Here is a 15,494-nt window from a genome sequence, read left to right on the forward strand (position 1 = left end):
GTCCCGGGCGGCTGTGGTCAGCCGGTGAGCTGGGCTTCCAGGCGGTAGCCGTCGACCGTGACGTACACCTGATCGCCGGGGCGGGCGTTGAGGCGCATGAGGACCGGCTGGAGCGAGTCGAAGACCGGCTGGTGGCCCTGCCAGACCAGGACGATCGCGTTGTCGCCCGGGCCGGTCACCGACAGGAGGGTGCCGGGGCGCATGCCGAGCTGCGTGGCGTACCCCTCGGGCACCGGGACCGGGCCGCCCCGGAGGTGTTCGTTGGTGACCTCGATGCGCTGCCAGCGGCGCGGGTCCGAGGAAGGGCTCGGCAGCGGCGGCGGTGGGGTGGCCGGAGTGCCCGCGAGCGTGGGGGGCAGCATGCCGGACCGGCCGCCCGACAAGGCGGAGAGCGTGGCGAGGGCCGCCGAAGGGTCGATGGCGTTGCTCTCGGCCGAGGGGATGGGCTGGCCGCCCCTGTGGTGGTGGCCGTTGGCTCCGGGGGTACGGCGGGGGAGCGGCTGGGCCGGGGAGGGGGCGGAGGCCACAGGGTCCGACGTGTCCGGCAGCGCGTCAAGCCACGCCTTGGCCGAGTGCGCGCGGATGCCCAGCTCGCTGAGCAGCTCCACCACGTCGGCGTCGGCGGGCTGACCGGCCAGCAACTGCCTGGTACGGGCCTGCAGGCCGTGGAGGTCGCCCACCACCAGCCAGCCGTCCTGGAGACGGCGGTCGGGCATGAGCGTCACGAGTACCCGCCAGAGCGGAGTGCGCAACGACGGCACCATCACCGGGTGCGCCGGGTCGGCGCCGATGAGCTGGTCCTGCGTGGCGGCCGCGCCGAGCCACTCCGTCAGCCGGAACATGTGCCCGGTGACCGGCGCCGACTCCGACGAACGCAGCCAGTGCAGCACGCGCTCCTCGGCCGTCCGCTGCGCCTGGGAGAGCGCGTCACGGTCGACGAGCATCTTGTGGGCGAGCGTACGCAGGCTGACGGGGTCTTCGGCGAACAGGCGGTGTACGGCCACCGCGAGCGCCAGCTTGTCCAGGCTGCGGAACAGGCTGTCGACGACCCGGACCATGGCGTGATCGGTCTCGGAGGGCGCGGGCGTCGCCGCCGGTGCTGGTGTGTCGTACGCGCCGCCGAGGCCCGGAACGCTTGTCGGCGGGAGAGAGACGTCGCCGGTGTGGGTGGAGGGGTCCGCGTTCGGGGTGCGGGGCGTGGTGCCCAGGTCGCCTGGGAAGGCGCCTCCGGGGCGCGATCCCGTGCCGGCTCCGGTGGATGATCCGTTGCCTGCGGGTGTTCCGGTGCCGGCGAGTGGCCCGACAGCGGGGAACGAGCCGGTGCCTGTGACGGACCCGACGGCCGGGAACGAGCCGGTGCCGCCGACGGACCCGACCGCGGGGAAGGAGCCGGTGCCGCTGACGGATCCGTTGCCCGCGGGCGTTCCGTTGCCCGCGAGCGGTCCGGTGGCGGGGCGTGGTCCGGTGTGGGGTGTTCCGCCGGGGAGGCGGTCGGCGCCCGGGAGGGCACTCGGCTGGGCGCCCGGTTGGGCTGTACCGCCAGGACGGTCGGCACCGGACCGGGGGTCGGTGCGCGGGCCACTGGGCGGCAGCTGGCCGCCGGCGGGCGACGTACCGGCCTGAGGGCCGCTGGTGGGGTGCGGACCGGTGTTCGGGCCGACGGTCGAGTGCGGACCCGTGTGCGGACCGGTGGCAGTGGGGTGCGGGCCCGTGTGCGGATTGGCGGTGGGATGGGGACCGGTGTGCGGGCCAGTGCGCTCGGGGTCCGCGCTGCCGGGGACGTTGGCACCCGGAAGCCCGGTGCCCGAGACGGACCCGACCGCTGGGAAGGAGCCGGTGCCTGGACCGTTGGCGGCCGGGAGGCCGGTGTTCGGGAACCCGCCGCTCTGCTGGCCAGTGCCCGGGGCGTTGGTGCCGGGGAAGAGGCCGCCCTGCTGGGCGGTGCCGGGGGGATTGGCGCCGGGGGAGTTCGTGTCCTGGCGGGCGGCCTGGGGGCTGGACTGAGGTTGCGGGGCGGACAAGGGCTGCCGACCGGCCGTGGGCGACGGGGCGCCTTCGTTCTGCGCCGGGAACGAGCCGGTCTGGCGGGCGGCCCCGCCCAGAGCGGCGAAGGAGCCGGTCTGCGGCCCACCTTGGTCGGGGAAGGAACCCGACCGCGGGGCCCCCTGGACGGGAAAGGAGCCGGTCTGGCGGGGTGAGCCGCCGTTGTCCTGGGCCACGGCGGGCTGCGGGCCGGTGTGCGCCGGGCTCTGGCCCGGACCCCCGTCACGCTGGCCGGGGCCTCCGTCGCGTTGGCCGGGGACCGTGCCGCGCTGAAGCGGGCGGGTCACCTCTGGGTGGCCCTGTCCCGGATGGGCGGCGGGCTGGCCCGGCCGGGTCTGTGCCGGGTGGCCCTGCTGTGCGGTCAGTGCGGGCTGGGCGGCGGGCTGGCCGGGTTCGCGTTGAACCGGGATGCGGCTGAGCACCTCGCGGAACACCGAGCCGATCACCACTTCAGGCGTGGCCGACGGCGTGCTCAGGTCGCCGGGCGACAGGCGGCGCAACCGCTGCCAGCCCCCCAGGCCGGTGATCGCCGTCCTGGTGGCCTCCGGCCAGCCGGGCAGCGCCGGGTCGATGGGGTGCACGGTCAGCGCGGGCAGCACGTCCGAGAGGGCGAGGTGGTCCCAGCGGGCCGAGGCCAGCAGGGCGAGCCGGTCGCAGATCCAGTCGAGTCCGGTCGTGCCGAGCGCCCTCGACAGGGCGACGGACGACCACCACCCGGCGGGCAGGCGCGGATCGCCCAGCGCCTCCGCGACTTGCTGGGGACGGCTCCAGCGCAAGGCAGGGACCAGGTCGCTCAGGCAGATCGATGACTCGACTTCCATCGGCGGACCTTATCCTCCCCAGTGAGCCGCGTGATGCCACTCAATACGCATGTGGTTCTTGGTGCAGCCTACGCGGCAAGCTATCAATCGGTGTGAATAGGGTAAAGAAGGTTCAGCTCCAAACCGTACCGTGGCCGACCGCCCACCAGGGCCACGCACTCCGCTCCGGCCCGGCATCCGGCGTCCAAAGACTGCCCTTCACCGGCGCCGTTCAACCTCGCTGTGAGATATCCCGCAGCGAACGCATCGCCCGCTCCCGTCGAGTCGACGACCTCGGCTGGAACCCCCGCTGCCGCCTCCGTCACAGTGCCCTCCGTGGCCGCCAGAGCTCCCTGGGGTCCCAGCTTGACGATCGCGGTGCCGTACCTCTCGCTGAGGAGTTCGGCGGCCCGCTCGGGCGTCTGCGCGCCGGCGAGCAGGAGGGCCTCGTCCCGGTTGGGGATGATGAGGTGGGCGGGGGCGGATTCGCGCAGGAACCGGGCGACGCCGAACTCGCGCAGGAAGCCGGTCGAGGCGGGATCCATGCTGACGGTCACCCCGGCGGCGCGGGCCTCGGCCATGGCGAGCCTGGCCAGCGCCAGCCCCGCCTCCGCGAAGAGCGTGTAGCCGGACAGGTGCAGGCGGCCCACGCCGTCGAGCAGCGAGCCGTCCCAGTCCTCGGCGGAGATCCGGCCGCCCGCGCCCCGGTTGGTGAGGAACGAGCGTTCGCCGGTCCGGTCCACCATGGCGATCACGATCGCCGTCGGATGGTGGGGATCGACGCGTACGTGCGGACGTACCCCGGTCTTGCGCAGTTCGGCGGTGTGCCACTCGCTGCTGTCGTAGCCGAGCCGGGCCAGCAGCCGTACGTCGGCGCCCAGGTGGGCGGCCCAGGAGGCGGTGTTCGCGCCCGAGCCGCCGGGGCGGAGCGCGATGTCGGCGGCCGTGTCGGTACCCGACATGACCGGAGTGTCGTGCAGGGCCACCACATCGGTGACGACGTCGCCGATGACGAGGAGGCCGCCTGCGCTCACGCTCGGGACCAGGCGAGCGCGATCTGCGCCGCGAGGGCGACGTTGCCGCGGACCGCGGCCAGGTTCGCCTCCAGGGAGGCGCCGCCGGTGCCGCGTACCAGGTAGTCGAGGAGGAACGGGGTGATCTTCTGCCCGGTCACGCCCTCGCGGTCGGCGGCGGCCAGAGCCTCGCCCAGCACGCGGTCGTGCAGCGCCGGATCGAGCTGCCGGTCCACCGGGATGGGGTTGGCGACGATCAGCGCGGTCTCCTGGCCGCCGAACCCGTCCTGTCCGCGCATGATGGCCGCGGCCTCGTCGGCCGACTCGATCCGCCAGTCGATCGGCTCGCCGGAGGAGTGCAGGTAGAAGCCCGGGAAGGTGTCCGTACGGTATCCCGCCACGGTCACGCCGCGGGTCTCCAGGCGCTGGAGGGTCGCGGGCACGTCCAGGATCGACTTGACCCCGGCGCACACGACGGTGATGCGGGTACGCGCCAGCGTGTCGAGGTCGGCCGACTCGTCCTGCGCCTGGGTCCAGCCCCGGTGCACGCCGCCGAGCCCGCCCGTGGCGAAGATCCGGATGCCCGCGCGGGCGGCCAGGAACGACGTGGCCGACACGGTCGTCGCGCCGCTCGCCTTCAGCGCCGCCGCCACCGGCAGGTCACGCTGGCCCAGCTTGCGCAGGCCCGACTCGGTCGCGATGCGCTCGAGTTCCACCTCGTCCAGGCCGACGCGGGCGACGCCGTCGAGCACCGCGATCGTGGCCGGTACGGCACCCGCCGCCCTGACGATGTCCTCCAGCTCCCGGGCGACCGCCAGATTGCGCGGCTGCGGCAGGCCGTGCGAGATGATCGTGGACTCCAGGGCCACGACCGGAGCGCCGGTGGCAAGGGCTTCGGCGACCTCGTCGGACGGCCGGAGGATGGGGTCGGCGGCGCTGCGCATGTGGGTTTCGTGCTCCTTCGTAGGACGGCTTGGTGGAACGGTCTATTTTACGAAGTTTGTTCCGGACAAGCACGTTACGGAGGAGGACGTCCGCCGGTGATCACACGAGAAGCATGACACCCGCGAGCGAGATGGTCCCGATCAAGCCGGTGGCCACGGCGCCGAGCAGCAGTGTGCGCCCGTCCTTGATCAGCGCGCGGGCGTCGATCCCCGTACCGAGGCCGAACAGGGCGGCGGCCATGAGAACGTTCGTGACCTGGGGGATCACGGTGGTCACGGCGGCGGGGACCAGGCCGCTGCTGCGGAGCGCGACCATGGCCAGGAATCCGGCCACAAAGAGCGGGATGACCGGCGGGCGCTTGAGCCGGCCGGGGGAGTCAACGCGGTGACGGTATGAGGTCAGGGCGACGATCGGGGCGAGCAGGATGACGCGGCCCAGCTTGACCGTGACGGCGGTGGCCAGCACGCCCGAGGCGGCCCCGATCGCGGCCACCTGGGCCACCTCGTGCACCGCCGCCCCGGCCCACACTCCCAGCTGCGTCGCCGACAGACCGAGCCAGGACGCCGCCAGCGGCACCACGGCGATGGCGGCGGTGCCGTACAGGACCACCACGCTGAGCGCGCCGGCCGCGTCCTCGTCGGAGGAGCCGTCGGTACTTTCGCGCATGGCCGCGATCGCGGCGGCGCCGCAGATCGAGACGCCGGTGGCGACCAGCAGTGACGCGCCCGGTGTGAGGCCCAGGCGGCGGCCGATCAGCGGAGTGAGCGTGAACGTGACGCCGGTCGCCACCACCACGACGGCCACCGTCCGCCACCCCAGCGCCAGCACCTGCGGCACCGCGATCTGCAGGCCGAGCAGCACGATCGCGATACGCAGCACCCGCTTGGCGACGAACCGCAGACCGGGCTTGAGCCGCTCGCCGACGCCCACCAGGTTCGCCAGCGCCGCGCCCGACACCACGGCTATGGCCGCGGGACTGAGCACCGGCACGAACCGGTTCACCACCAGCGCGAACACCACCGCCAGCGCCGCCGCGCCGACACCAGGCAGGCGATCGTCGCGCAGACGATCACCAGGCGGACGATCGTGCGGCACACGCGCGGTGGAGTACATGATCCCAGTGTTCTGAGCGCCTGGAGGGCTCGGTAGCCACGCGTTGCCTGGGAGGTCATAGCCTTGGGCTATGAGTACGCTGCCGGATCTCGACTCGCTCAAACTCCTGGTCGACGTGGGCGAGCTGGGCAGCCTCGGGCAGGCGGCCAAGGTCGCGGGCATCGCCCAGCCGTCGGCCAGCAAGCGGATCGCCCACCTGGAGCGCCGCCTGGGCCTGCCGCTGCTGGAGCGTACGCCGCGCGGGTCCACGCTGACCGCCGAGGGCAAGATGGTGGCGGGCTGGGCCGCGCAGGTGCTGGCCGCCGCCCAGGAGCTGATGCGCGCCGCCCAGGCGGTACGGCGCAGCGAGGCGGCTCATCTGCGGGTGGCGTCGAGCATGACGGTGGCCGAGTACCTGGTGCCGCGCTGGCTGGGCGAGCTGCAGAACCGCGAGCCTGACGTGCAGGTCGGCCTCGACGTGGTGAACTCCGCCGACGTCGCCGCCCGGGTCCTGGCCGAGGAGGTGGAGCTGGGCTTCGTCGAGGGGCCGAGCGTGCCCGAGGGGCTGGCCAGCCGGGTGGTGGGCACCGACCGGCTGGTGGTCGTGGTGGCGCCGGGGCACGCCTGGGCGCGGCGCCGTACCGCGCTGATGGGGGCGGAGCTGGCCGCCACGCCGCTCGTCGTCCGCGAACCCGGCTCGGGCACCCGCGAGACGCTGGACGTGGCGTTCAAGAGCCTGCACCGGGCCAGCCCGCGACTGGAGCTGGGCTCGAACTCGGCCGTCAAGGGCGCCGCCCAGGCCGGGGCGGCGCCCGCGGTGCTCAGCGGGTACGCCGTGGAGGCGGAGGTGGCCACAGGCCGGCTGGTGGAGGTGCCGCTGGCCGGGATCAACCTGGTCAGGAGCCTGCGCGCGGTGTGGCGCCGCGGCCGCTCACTCGCCGCTCCCGCCGCCACCCTCCTGGCGATCGCCAGCCGACCCTGACCGATGGTTTTGCCGCTTCGGCAAAGCAGCTTGCGATTCCATCCAGCGCAGGCTGATCCTTTCCGCCATGCATGTCTTCGTCACCGGCGCGAGCGGCTACATCGGCGGCTCCGTCGCCGCCCGCCTCATTCAGGCAGGCCATACCGTCACCGGCCTGATCCGCGACCAGGCCAAAGCCGAGGACCTCGCCCGGCTCGGCTGCCGGCCGGTGGTGGGCACCCTTGACGACGCGGCGCTGCTCACCGAGCAGGCCCACCGCGCCGACGGTGTCGTCAACGCCGCCAGCAGCGACCATCGCGGGGCCGTCGAAGCTCTCGTCGCCGCGCTGGCCGGGTCCGGCAAGCCGCTGATCCACACCAGTGGCTCCAGCATCGTGGGCGTCGGCACCGAAGGCGAGGCATCCGGGAAGATCTTCGGCGAGGACATCCTCGACGCCGACTCCGCATGGGAGCCCGACCATCCCATCCGCAAAGCACGCCTCGCCATCGACCGCTTGGTCCTGAGCGCCGCGGAGAAGGGCGTGCGCTCCGCGGTCCTGTGCAACAGCCTGATCTACGGACCTGGACGGGGTCTGGGCCGCGACAGCGTCCTGATCGCGGCGCTGGTCCACCAGGCGCGCTCCGGCGGCGTGGTCCGCCATGTCGGGAGCGGCGGCAACATCTGGTCCAACGTCCACATCGACGACATGGCCGACCTCTATCTCCTCGCCCTGGAGAAGACGCCCCCTGGCACGTTCTATTTCGTGGAGAACGGCGAGGAGTCCTTCGCCGCGATGACCGGCGCCATCGCCCGCTCCCTCGGTCTGCCCGGCCCGCGGCCCTGGGACCCTGGCTCGCCGGACAACGTCTGGGATCCCCAGTTCGCCCGCCACGCGCTGGGCTCCAACAGCCGCGTGCGCGGCACCCGTACCCGTGATCTCCTCGGTTGGCGCCCGCTGCACCGGTCGATCACCGACTGGCTCACCGATCTTTGACACCATAGAGAGCCCTCGACAGGAAAGGGCATCCATGATCAGCCAAGCGAGGATCGCCGTGACCGGCGCCACCGGCCGCCTCGGCGGGCGCGTTGTCCGGCGGCTCGCCGCCGCCGGTATCCCGCAGACCATGGTGGTACGCGACCTGGACCGCGCCCCTCAGCTGACCGGCGCCACCGCGGTCCGCGGCGGTTTCGGTGACCGTGACGCCGTCCTGCGGGCCCTGGACGGCGTCGATCGGGTCCTGATGGTGTCGGCCTCGGAAACCCCCGACCGCCTCCAGCAGCACCGCACCTTCGTCGACGCCGCCGCCGAGGCCGGAGTCGACCACCTGGTGTACATCTCCTTCTACGGCGCCGCCCCCGACGCCACGTTCACGCTGGCCCGCGACCACTGGGCCACCGAACAGCACATCCGCGCCAGCGGCCTGGCCTTCACCTTCCTGCGCGACAACCTCTACGCCGACTTCACGCCGGCCCTGGTCGGCGACGACGGCGTCATCCGCGGTCCCGGCGGGCAGGGGCGAGCCGCGGTCGTCGCGCAGGACGACATCGCCGACGCCGCCACCGGCGTACTGCTCCACGCTCCCGAGCACGCCGGAGCCACCTACGACCTGACCGGACCAGAATCGCTCACGCTCGCCGAAGTCGCCGCGATCCTGTCGCGGACCACGGGGCGCGCCATCACCTACCACCCTGAGGGCGTGGAAGAGGCCTACCGGTCCCGCGCCTCCTACGGAGCCCCGGACTGGCAACTCGACGCCTGGGTCTCCACCTACACCGCCATCGCCAACGGCGAGATGGACGGTGTCAGCGACGCCATCGCTCGCCTGACCGGCCACCCCGCCACCCCGCTGGCCGACGTCGTCCGTCCCCTCCGCTGAAGCGGGCCGGGTGCTCGCTCGTCATGCCCCGGACTCTACGAGAGCGATCACTAGGTATGGTGCCGGTATGGGGTCCTATGACGTCGTTGTCGCGGGTGGCGGGCACAACGGACTGGTGGCGGCCGCCTACCTGGCGCGGGCGGGGCGGCGGGTGCTGGTGCTGGAGCGGCTCGGGTACGTGGGCGGCCTGGCGATCTCCGCGCGGCCCTTCCCTGGCGTGGACGTACGGCTGTCGCGCTACTCCTACCTGGTCAGCCTCCTCCCCACGGAGATCGTCCGCGACCTGGGGCTCCGTCTAGACCTGCGCCGGCGCCGCTACTCCTCCTACACGCCCCACGGCGCCACCGGCCTGCTCGTGGACGACGGCGACGAAGGCGCGACCGCCGCCTCGTTCAGGGCCGTCACCGGAGGCGACGCCGACCACCGGGCGTGGCGGGAGTTCTACGGGCTGACCGCCGAGGTGGCCCGGGTCCTGGCGCCCACGTTGCTCGAACCCCTGCGTACCCCCGCCGAGATCGAGCGCTTGGTGGGCGCCGAGGCGTGGCGGGAGCTGTTCCAGCGGCCGATCGGGCAGACGGTGGACGAGCGGTTCGGTGACGACACCGTACGCGGCGTGGTGCTGACCGACGCGCTGATCGGGACGTTCGCCGACCCCGCCGCGGACCTGCTGGCCAACCGGTGCTTCCTCTATCACGTGATCGGCGACGGGACGGGCGACTGGAACGTGCCGGTCGGCGGGATGGGCGCGGTGTCAGGAGCGCTCGAAGCGGCCGCCAGGCAGGCGGGCGCCGAGATCAGGACCGGTGCGGAGATCATCGGGATCTCCCCATCGGGTGAGGTGGCGTTCCGCGCGGACGACGGTGAACACACGGTCACCGGACGGCACGTGCTGGCCAACCTGCCGCCGGCCGTGCTCGACCGGCTGCTCGGCGCGACACCGGAGGTGCCCGAGGGCGCCCAGCTGAAGGTCAACATGGTGCTGAGCAGGCTGCCGCGGCTCAAGGACGACTCGGTGGACCCGCGCGCGGCCTTCAGCGGTACGTTCCACATCAACGAGAGCCGCGACCAGCTGGCCCGGGCCCACGCGCAGGCGGTGGCGGGCCGGATCCCGGACCTGCCGCCCGCCGAGGTCTACTGCCACTCGCTGACCGACCCGTCGATCCTCGGCCCCGAACTGCGCGGCCGGGCGGAGACGCTGACGCTGTTCGGGCTGCACATGCCCGCCCGGCTGTTCCGCGAGAATCCGGACAAGGCGCGGGACGAGGCGCTCAAGGCCACCCTGGCCTCCATCGACAGCGTGCTGGCCGAGCCCATCGAGAGCTGCCTCCTGCGGGCCCCTGACGGCACGCCCTGCGTCGAGGCCAAGTCGCCGGTGGACCTGGAGAACGAGGCGGGCCTGCCCGGCGGGCACATCTTCCACCGGGACCTGAGCTGGCCGTACGCGGAGGAAGGCGGCTGGGGGGTGGAGACCGGGCACGAGCGGATCCTGCTGTGCGGCGCGGGCGCCCGGCGGGGCGGCGGCGTCAGCGGCATCGGCGGCCACAACGCGGCGATGGCCCTACTGACCTGAGGACTCGTGGTCTGAGACCAGCCGGACCGCCACGGTCATGGCGGCGGCGGCCAGCTCGGACGGCGGCAGGTCCATGCCGAACAGCTCCGGCACCCCGCCCAGGATCAGCGCGAACACCGCCAGCCGCGCCTCGAACTGCGTGATCGCGTCGGCCCCGGGCCTGCTCAGCACCGACACCAGCGTGACGATGCGCTCCTGCATCCGGTCGCCCACCGACGACTGGGCGAACGCCCCCTGGTTCATCTGCGCGAAGCGCATCAGTGGCCGCCACTTGTCCTCCAGCAGTTCGGAGATGCGCCGCAGGATCTCCTGCCGGGCCTCGAACGTGTCCGGCTGCTGCGTACGGGCCCACTCCGCGAGCTCGTCGAGCGAGGCGATGAACCCGTCGGCGATGCTGGCGAGAATCTCCTCTTTCGTCCGGAAGTGGTAGTACAGCGCCGGCCGGGTGATCTCCAGCCGCTCCGCGACCTCCTGCAACGTGGTCTTGTCGTAGCCCCGCTCGGCGAACAGCTCCATCGCGACCCGCTGGATCCGCTCACGTGTATCGGTCCGCCGCCCTGCCATTTCACTCCGTTCGCTTGACGGCCGGGCCCATCATTGCTTACTTTCGCGTAAGTAAGCAATGCGATTCCGGCTTCGTAGGGAGCAAGACTATGACCCCCTCCTTCCCTGTCCCGCGCACGTGCCCGTACGCGCCGCCGCCCGAGTACGAGCGGATGCGCGAGGAGGCGCCGCTCGTACGGACGTCGCTGCCCAACGGCGACGTCTGGCTGGTCACCAGGTACGCCGAAGCCAGGCAGGTGCTGAACGGCCAGGGCATCAGCACCAGCCCGGCCACCCCCGGCCATCCGAACAACGCCTTCACCACGGAGGAGCCCACCCAGGAGCAGCGCGAGTTCATGGAACGGTTCAGGGTCGGCCAGTTCATCGACATGGACCCGCCCGAGCACGGCCGATTCAGGCGGCTGCTCATCCCCGAGTTCACCGTCAGGCGGGTCAAGGAGATGCGGCCCGGCATCCAGCGGACCGCCGACCTGCTCATCGACGACATGCTCGCCAAGGGCCCGGAGGCCGAGCTGGTCGCCGACTTCGGGCTGGCGCTGCCGTCGCTGGTCATCTGCCAGCTGCTCGGCGTGCCGTACAGCGACCACGAGTTCTTCCAGTCGCGTACCCGCATGATGGTGTCGAGCGACGACCCGCAGGCGAGCTTCGCCGCGATCGTGGAGATCAAGAGCTACCTCGACGACCTCGTCACCGAGGCCGAGAAGCAGCCCAAGGACGACCTGCTCGGGCGGCTGATCTCGGCGGGACAGGTGAGCCACGACGAGATCGTCGGCATGATCTCGCTGCTGCTCATCGCCGGCCACGAGACCACCGCCAACATGATCCCGCTCGGCGTCCTCACCCTGCTGCGCCACCCCGCCCAGCTGGCCAGGCTGCGCGAGGACCCGGGACTGTGGCCGATGGCGATCGAGGAACTGCTGCGCTACCTGTCGATCGTCGACTGGGTGGCCTTCGACCGGGTGGCCATCGAGGACCAGGAGATCGGCGGGCAGCTCGTCAGGAAGGGCGAGGGCATCTTCGTGCTCGGCGCCTCGGCGAACAGGGACGAGCGGGCCTTCGAGCGGCCGGACGACTTCGACATCGACCGCGGCGCCCGCCACCACGTCGCCTTCGGCTACGGCGTGCACCAGTGCCTCGGCCAGAACCTGGCCAGGGCCGAGCTGGAGATCGCCTACCGGACGCTGTTCGAGCGGATCCCGTCGCTGCGTCTCGCGGTGGACGAGGAGGAGGTGTCGTTCAAGTACAGTCAGGTCATCTTCGGGGCGAACGCCATGCCCGTCACGTGGTAGCTGCTATAGCACTCATGAAACAGCCTCGGAACCGTTCATGGCGTTCTCATGATGGGGCCTTAGCGTAAAGATTATGAGTGAGCCCGCACGGTTGCTGGTGGTGGACGACGAGCCCGCGTTGCGCGAGGCGCTGCAGTCGAGCCTGGAGTTCGAGGGCTACAAGGTCGTCACCGCCAACGACGGGCAGGCCGCGCTGGACCAGGTGGCGCGCGAGACGTACGACGCGGTGCTGCTCGACGTCATGATGCCGCGCCTCGACGGGCTGACCGCCTGCCGCCGGCTCAGGGCCACGGGCAACCACATCCCCGTCCTCATGCTGACCGCGCGCGACGCGGTCGGCGACCGGGTCTCCGGGCTCGACGCGGGCGCCGACGACTACCTGGTCAAGCCGTTCGAGCTGGACGAACTGCTGGCCAGGGTCCGCGCCCTGCTGCGGCGGGGCGCGCTCAACTCGGCCGTCCCGGAGGTCACGCTGACCTACGGTGACCTGCGCATGGACCCCGACACCCGCGAGGTCACCAGGGGCGAGCGGCGGCTGGACCTGACCAGGACCGAATATCTGCTGATGGAGCTGTTCCTGACGCACCCGCGCCAGGTGCTGACCCGTGAGCAGATCCTGGGCGAGGTGTGGGGGTTCGACTTCGAGCCGACGTCGAACTCGCTCGACGTGTACGTGATGTACCTGCGCCGCAAGACCGAGGCCGGCGGCGAGCCGCGGGTGATCCACACCGTCCGCGGCGTCGGCTACACCCTCCGGGCCGCGCCGTGAGGCGCTACAGCCTGCGCTCCCGGCTCACCCTCCTCGTCACGGTCGCCGTGGCGCTGGCCATCGCGGCCTGCGCTGGTCTGTCCTGGCTCATCGTGCGCGAGCAGATGGTCCGCCAGCTCGACCAGACGATCATGGACCCCGAGTCCGGGAAGGACCAGAGATGGCTGAGGGACCATTGCTCGGCGGAGGGAACCCCCGCCGAATACGCCGCCGGCCTGGTGACGTTGCTGTACGGGGACGGCACTACCTGCTCGCTGGGCTCGCCGATCGTGGTGACCGAGGAGGACAAGCCGGCCATCCCCCACCCCGGCCGGCCGATCTACCGCTACGGCGTCACCAAGGACGGCATGCCGGTGCGCGTCGTGACGGTGAACTTCGCGCCAGGTGTGGCCGTCCTGGAGGCCAGGCCGCTTTTCCACCTTCAGGACACGTTGCGCAACACCGCGTTCGCGCTGGCCGCCGTCGCCGCTCTGGGCGTGCTCGGTGCCGGATGGGCGGGCCTGGCCATCTCCCGTACGGCTCTGGCGCCCGTCGGCCGGCTCACCAGGGCTGTTGAGCACATCGCCCAGACAGAGGACCTCGACACCCGCATTCCGGTCAAGGGCGGCGACGAGATCGCCCGGCTGAGCCTGGCGTTCAACGGCATGATCACCGCTCTGGCCGGGTCACGCGAGCGCCAGCAGCAACTGGTCGCCGACGCCGGGCACGAGCTACGCACCCCGCTGACCACCTTGCGTACCAACATCGACCTGCTGCTGCGCAGCGAGCAGACGGGCCGCAGCCTCGACCCCGGTGCCAAGGAACGCCTGCTGATCAACGTGAAGGCCCAGTTCGCCGAGCTCACCGCGCTCGTCGGCGACCTGCTCCAGCTGGCCAGAGGCGACACCGACCACGAACCGCACGTCGAACTGGGCCTGCACCAGGTGGTCACCGCCGCCGTCGAACGGGCCAGGCTGCGCGGCGCCGACGTCACGATCGACCTCCTGCCCTGGTACGTCGTCGGCAACGCCGCCTCCTTGGAACGTGCCGTACTCAACCTCATCGACAACGCCGCCAAGTTCAGCCCGGACGGCGAGGTCCAGGTGACCCTGCGGCAGGGCGAGCTGACCGTACGCGATCACGGACCCGGCATCCCCGAAGAGGACCTGCCGCACGTCTTCGAGCGCTTCTGGCGCTCCCCGGCCGCGCGCGGCCTGCCCGGCTCCGGGCTCGGCCTGGCGATCGTCGCGCAGGCCGTGGCCGAGGCGGGCGGAAAGGTACGTCTGGAGAACGCCCCCGGCGGCGGCGCGATCGCGATCGTCGAACTGCCCGGGAATCTCACCCCTCACTCATAATCGGCTAATTCCCGTTAAAGACCCCCACGATGGGATCTGGGTCATGCACACAACAGTCAAGACCCGGCTGGTCGAGGTGGTCGTCCCGGTCTACAACGAGCAGCGGGCCCTGCGCGACAGCATCGGCCGGCTGCACGCCTACCTCTCAGGCACCTTCCCCTACGACTACCGCATCACGATCGCCGACAACGCCAGCACGGACAGCACCTGGCAACTGGCCATAGAGCTGGCCGCCGAACTCCCGCACGTGCGGGCCGTACACCTGGACGGCAAGGGACGCGGGCGGGCGCTGCGCCAGGTGTGGTCGGAGAGCGACGCGGACGTCGTCAGCTACATGGACGTCGACCTGTCCACCGACCTGGACGCGTTCCTGCCCCTGGTGGCCCCTCTATTGTCGGGCCACAGCGACCTGGCCATCGGCACCCGGCTGGCCAGGTCGTCGCGGGTGGTGCGCGGACCGAAGCGCGAGCTCATCTCCCGTTCGTACAACCTGCTGCTCCACTCCGTCATGGGCGCGAAGTTCTCCGACGCGCAGTGCGGCTTCAAGGCCGTACGCACCGAGATCGCGCAGGCGCTGCTGCCCGCCGTCGAGGACGAACAGTGGTTCTTCGACACCGAGCTGCTGCTGCTGGCCGAGCGGCACGGGCTGCGCATCCACGAGGTGCCCGTCGACTGGGTCGACGACCCCGACAGCCGGGTGGACGTCTTCCAGACCGCCATGGACGACCTGCGCGGCCTGGTCAGGGTGGCCCGCAAGACGCTGTCCGGCGCGGCCCGCATCCCGGTGCCCGCCCGCGTCTCCCAGGCGCGGCTGCCGCGCGGGATGGCAGCGCAGCTGCCCAGGTTCGCGGTCGTGGGCGTGGTGAGCACGCTGGCGTACCTGCTGCTGTTCTCGGGGCTGCGGCAGGCGATCCCGGTGCTGGCGGCCAACGCGATCGCGCTGCTGGTGACGGCCGTGGCCAACACCGCCGCCAACCGGCGCTTCACGTTCGGGGTGACGGGGTCGGCGGGGGCCATGCGGCACCAGTTCGAGGGGCTGATCGCGTTCCTCGTGGGGCTGGCGCTGACCAGCGGCGTGCTGGCGCTGCTGCCGGACGGGGTTTCTCATGGGGTGGAGCTGGTGGCGGTCGTGGTGGCCAACGCGGTGGCCACGTTGGTCCGCTTTTTGCTGCTGCGCGTCTGGGTCTTCAACCCTCGCCGGAGCACGTCATGACCACGGCTGCCCTCGACCGTCCGA

13 protein-coding genes are annotated in these 15,494 nt (G+C 71.9%); 8 read left to right on the forward strand and 5 right to left on the reverse strand.

Annotated elements, in window-relative coordinates:
- Positions 1–17: 17 nt before the first annotated feature.
- The 4 genes from AB0B64_RS08895 to AB0B64_RS08910 all read right to left on the reverse strand — a co-directional run bounded on the left by AB0B64_RS08895 (position 18) and on the right by AB0B64_RS08910 (position 5,914).
- On the reverse strand, positions 18–2,864 hold the full coding sequence (locus AB0B64_RS08895) for a hypothetical protein (protein WP_358175843.1): 2,847 nt from the start codon (positions 2,862–2,864) through the stop codon (positions 18–20).
- An 83-nt stretch (positions 2,865–2,947) separates the two neighbouring features.
- Positions 2,948–3,877 (reverse strand): sugar kinase, encoded by a 930-nt coding sequence (locus AB0B64_RS08900; RefSeq protein ID WP_357950918.1) that lies wholly within the window; start codon positions 3,875–3,877, stop codon positions 2,948–2,950.
- The gene (locus tag AB0B64_RS08905) at positions 3,874–4,800 is read right to left on the reverse strand and encodes a pseudouridine-5'-phosphate glycosidase (protein WP_358175846.1); all 927 of its coding nucleotides are present in this window, start codon (positions 4,798–4,800) and stop codon (positions 3,874–3,876) included. Before AB0B64_RS08905 ends, AB0B64_RS08900 begins: the two co-directional genes overlap by 4 nt.
- Before the next feature lie 100 nt (positions 4,801–4,900).
- The gene (locus tag AB0B64_RS08910; protein ID WP_357950924.1) at positions 4,901–5,914 is read right to left on the reverse strand and encodes a putative sulfate exporter family transporter; all 1,014 of its coding nucleotides are present in this window, start codon (positions 5,912–5,914) and stop codon (positions 4,901–4,903) included.
- 70 nt (positions 5,915–5,984) lie between these two features.
- Between AB0B64_RS08910 and AB0B64_RS08915 the strand changes: the two genes are divergently transcribed.
- The 4 genes from AB0B64_RS08915 (at position 5,985) to AB0B64_RS08930 (ending at position 10,301) form a co-directional block, all read left to right on the forward strand.
- The gene (locus AB0B64_RS08915) at positions 5,985–6,875 is read left to right on the forward strand and encodes a LysR substrate-binding domain-containing protein (protein WP_357950927.1); all 891 of its coding nucleotides are present in this window, start codon (positions 5,985–5,987) and stop codon (positions 6,873–6,875) included.
- A gap of 67 nt (positions 6,876–6,942) precedes the next feature.
- Positions 6,943–7,848 (forward strand): NAD-dependent epimerase/dehydratase family protein, encoded by a 906-nt coding sequence (locus AB0B64_RS08920; protein ID WP_357950930.1) that lies wholly within the window; start codon positions 6,943–6,945, stop codon positions 7,846–7,848.
- Positions 7,849–7,882: 34 nt separating this feature from the next.
- A complete protein-coding gene (locus AB0B64_RS08925) occupies positions 7,883–8,731 on the forward strand; it encodes an SDR family oxidoreductase (RefSeq protein ID WP_357950933.1) in 849 nt (282 codons plus the stop codon).
- Between the two features lie 67 nt (positions 8,732–8,798).
- Entirely contained in the window at positions 8,799–10,301 is a 1,503-nt protein-coding gene (locus AB0B64_RS08930; RefSeq protein WP_358175849.1) for an NAD(P)/FAD-dependent oxidoreductase, read from the forward strand.
- Here the strand turns inward: AB0B64_RS08930 and AB0B64_RS08935 are convergent.
- On the reverse strand, positions 10,290–10,865 hold the full coding sequence (locus AB0B64_RS08935; RefSeq protein WP_357950939.1) for a helix-turn-helix domain-containing protein: 576 nt from the start codon (positions 10,863–10,865) through the stop codon (positions 10,290–10,292). The two genes, AB0B64_RS08930 and AB0B64_RS08935, sit on opposite strands and share 12 nt — an antisense overlap.
- Before the next feature lie 89 nt (positions 10,866–10,954).
- Here AB0B64_RS08935 and AB0B64_RS08940 point away from each other — a divergent pair, with 89 nt between their 5' ends.
- The 4 genes from AB0B64_RS08940 (at position 10,955) to AB0B64_RS08955 (ending at position 15,470) form a co-directional block, all read left to right on the forward strand.
- The gene (locus AB0B64_RS08940; protein WP_357950942.1) at positions 10,955–12,154 is read left to right on the forward strand and encodes a cytochrome P450; all 1,200 of its coding nucleotides are present in this window, start codon (positions 10,955–10,957) and stop codon (positions 12,152–12,154) included.
- A 73-nt stretch (positions 12,155–12,227) separates the two neighbouring features.
- Positions 12,228–12,923: a response regulator transcription factor gene (locus AB0B64_RS08945; protein ID WP_225289654.1), complete on the forward strand. Its 696-nt coding sequence runs from the start codon at positions 12,228–12,230 to the stop codon at positions 12,921–12,923.
- A complete protein-coding gene (locus AB0B64_RS08950) occupies positions 12,920–14,257 on the forward strand; it encodes a HAMP domain-containing sensor histidine kinase (protein ID WP_357950945.1) in 1,338 nt (445 codons plus the stop codon). The genes AB0B64_RS08945 and AB0B64_RS08950 overlap by 4 nt, the downstream gene beginning before the upstream one ends.
- Positions 14,258–14,300: 43 nt before the next feature.
- A complete protein-coding gene (locus tag AB0B64_RS08955; RefSeq protein ID WP_358175852.1) occupies positions 14,301–15,470 on the forward strand; it encodes a bifunctional glycosyltransferase family 2/GtrA family protein in 1,170 nt (389 codons plus the stop codon).
- Positions 15,471–15,494 lie beyond the last annotated feature (24 nt).

It is taken from the genome of Nonomuraea sp. NPDC049129 (assembly GCF_040648495.1).
In the GTDB taxonomy this organism is placed as follows: Bacteria; Actinomycetota; Actinomycetes; order Streptosporangiales; family Streptosporangiaceae; genus Nonomuraea.

Bases quoted from the DNA above. Each gene is read 5' to 3' on its own strand.
- AB0B64_RS08915 (WP_357950927.1), top strand. From the start codon at position 5,985: ATGAGTACGCTGCCGGATCTCGACTCGCTCAAACTCCTGGTCGACGTG.
- AB0B64_RS08940 (WP_357950942.1), top strand. From the start codon at position 10,955: ATGACCCCCTCCTTCCCTGTCCCGCGCACGTGCCCGTACGCGCCGCCG.
- AB0B64_RS08895 (WP_358175843.1), bottom strand. From the start codon at position 2,864: ATGGAAGTCGAGTCATCGATCTGCCTGAGCGACCTGGTCCCTGCCTTG.
- AB0B64_RS08930 (WP_358175849.1), top strand. From the start codon at position 8,799: ATGGGGTCCTATGACGTCGTTGTCGCGGGTGGCGGGCACAACGGACTG.
- AB0B64_RS08920 (WP_357950930.1), top strand. From the start codon at position 6,943: ATGCATGTCTTCGTCACCGGCGCGAGCGGCTACATCGGCGGCTCCGTC.
- AB0B64_RS08935 (WP_357950939.1), bottom strand. From the start codon at position 10,865: ATGGCAGGGCGGCGGACCGATACACGTGAGCGGATCCAGCGGGTCGCG.
- AB0B64_RS08910 (WP_357950924.1), bottom strand. From the start codon at position 5,914: ATGTACTCCACCGCGCGTGTGCCGCACGATCGTCCGCCTGGTGATCGT.
- AB0B64_RS08925 (WP_357950933.1), top strand. From the start codon at position 7,883: ATGATCAGCCAAGCGAGGATCGCCGTGACCGGCGCCACCGGCCGCCTC.
- AB0B64_RS08905 (WP_358175846.1), bottom strand. From the start codon at position 4,800: ATGCGCAGCGCCGCCGACCCCATCCTCCGGCCGTCCGACGAGGTCGCC.
- AB0B64_RS08955 (WP_358175852.1), top strand. From the start codon at position 14,301: ATGCACACAACAGTCAAGACCCGGCTGGTCGAGGTGGTCGTCCCGGTC.
- AB0B64_RS08945 (WP_225289654.1), top strand. From the start codon at position 12,228: ATGAGTGAGCCCGCACGGTTGCTGGTGGTGGACGACGAGCCCGCGTTG.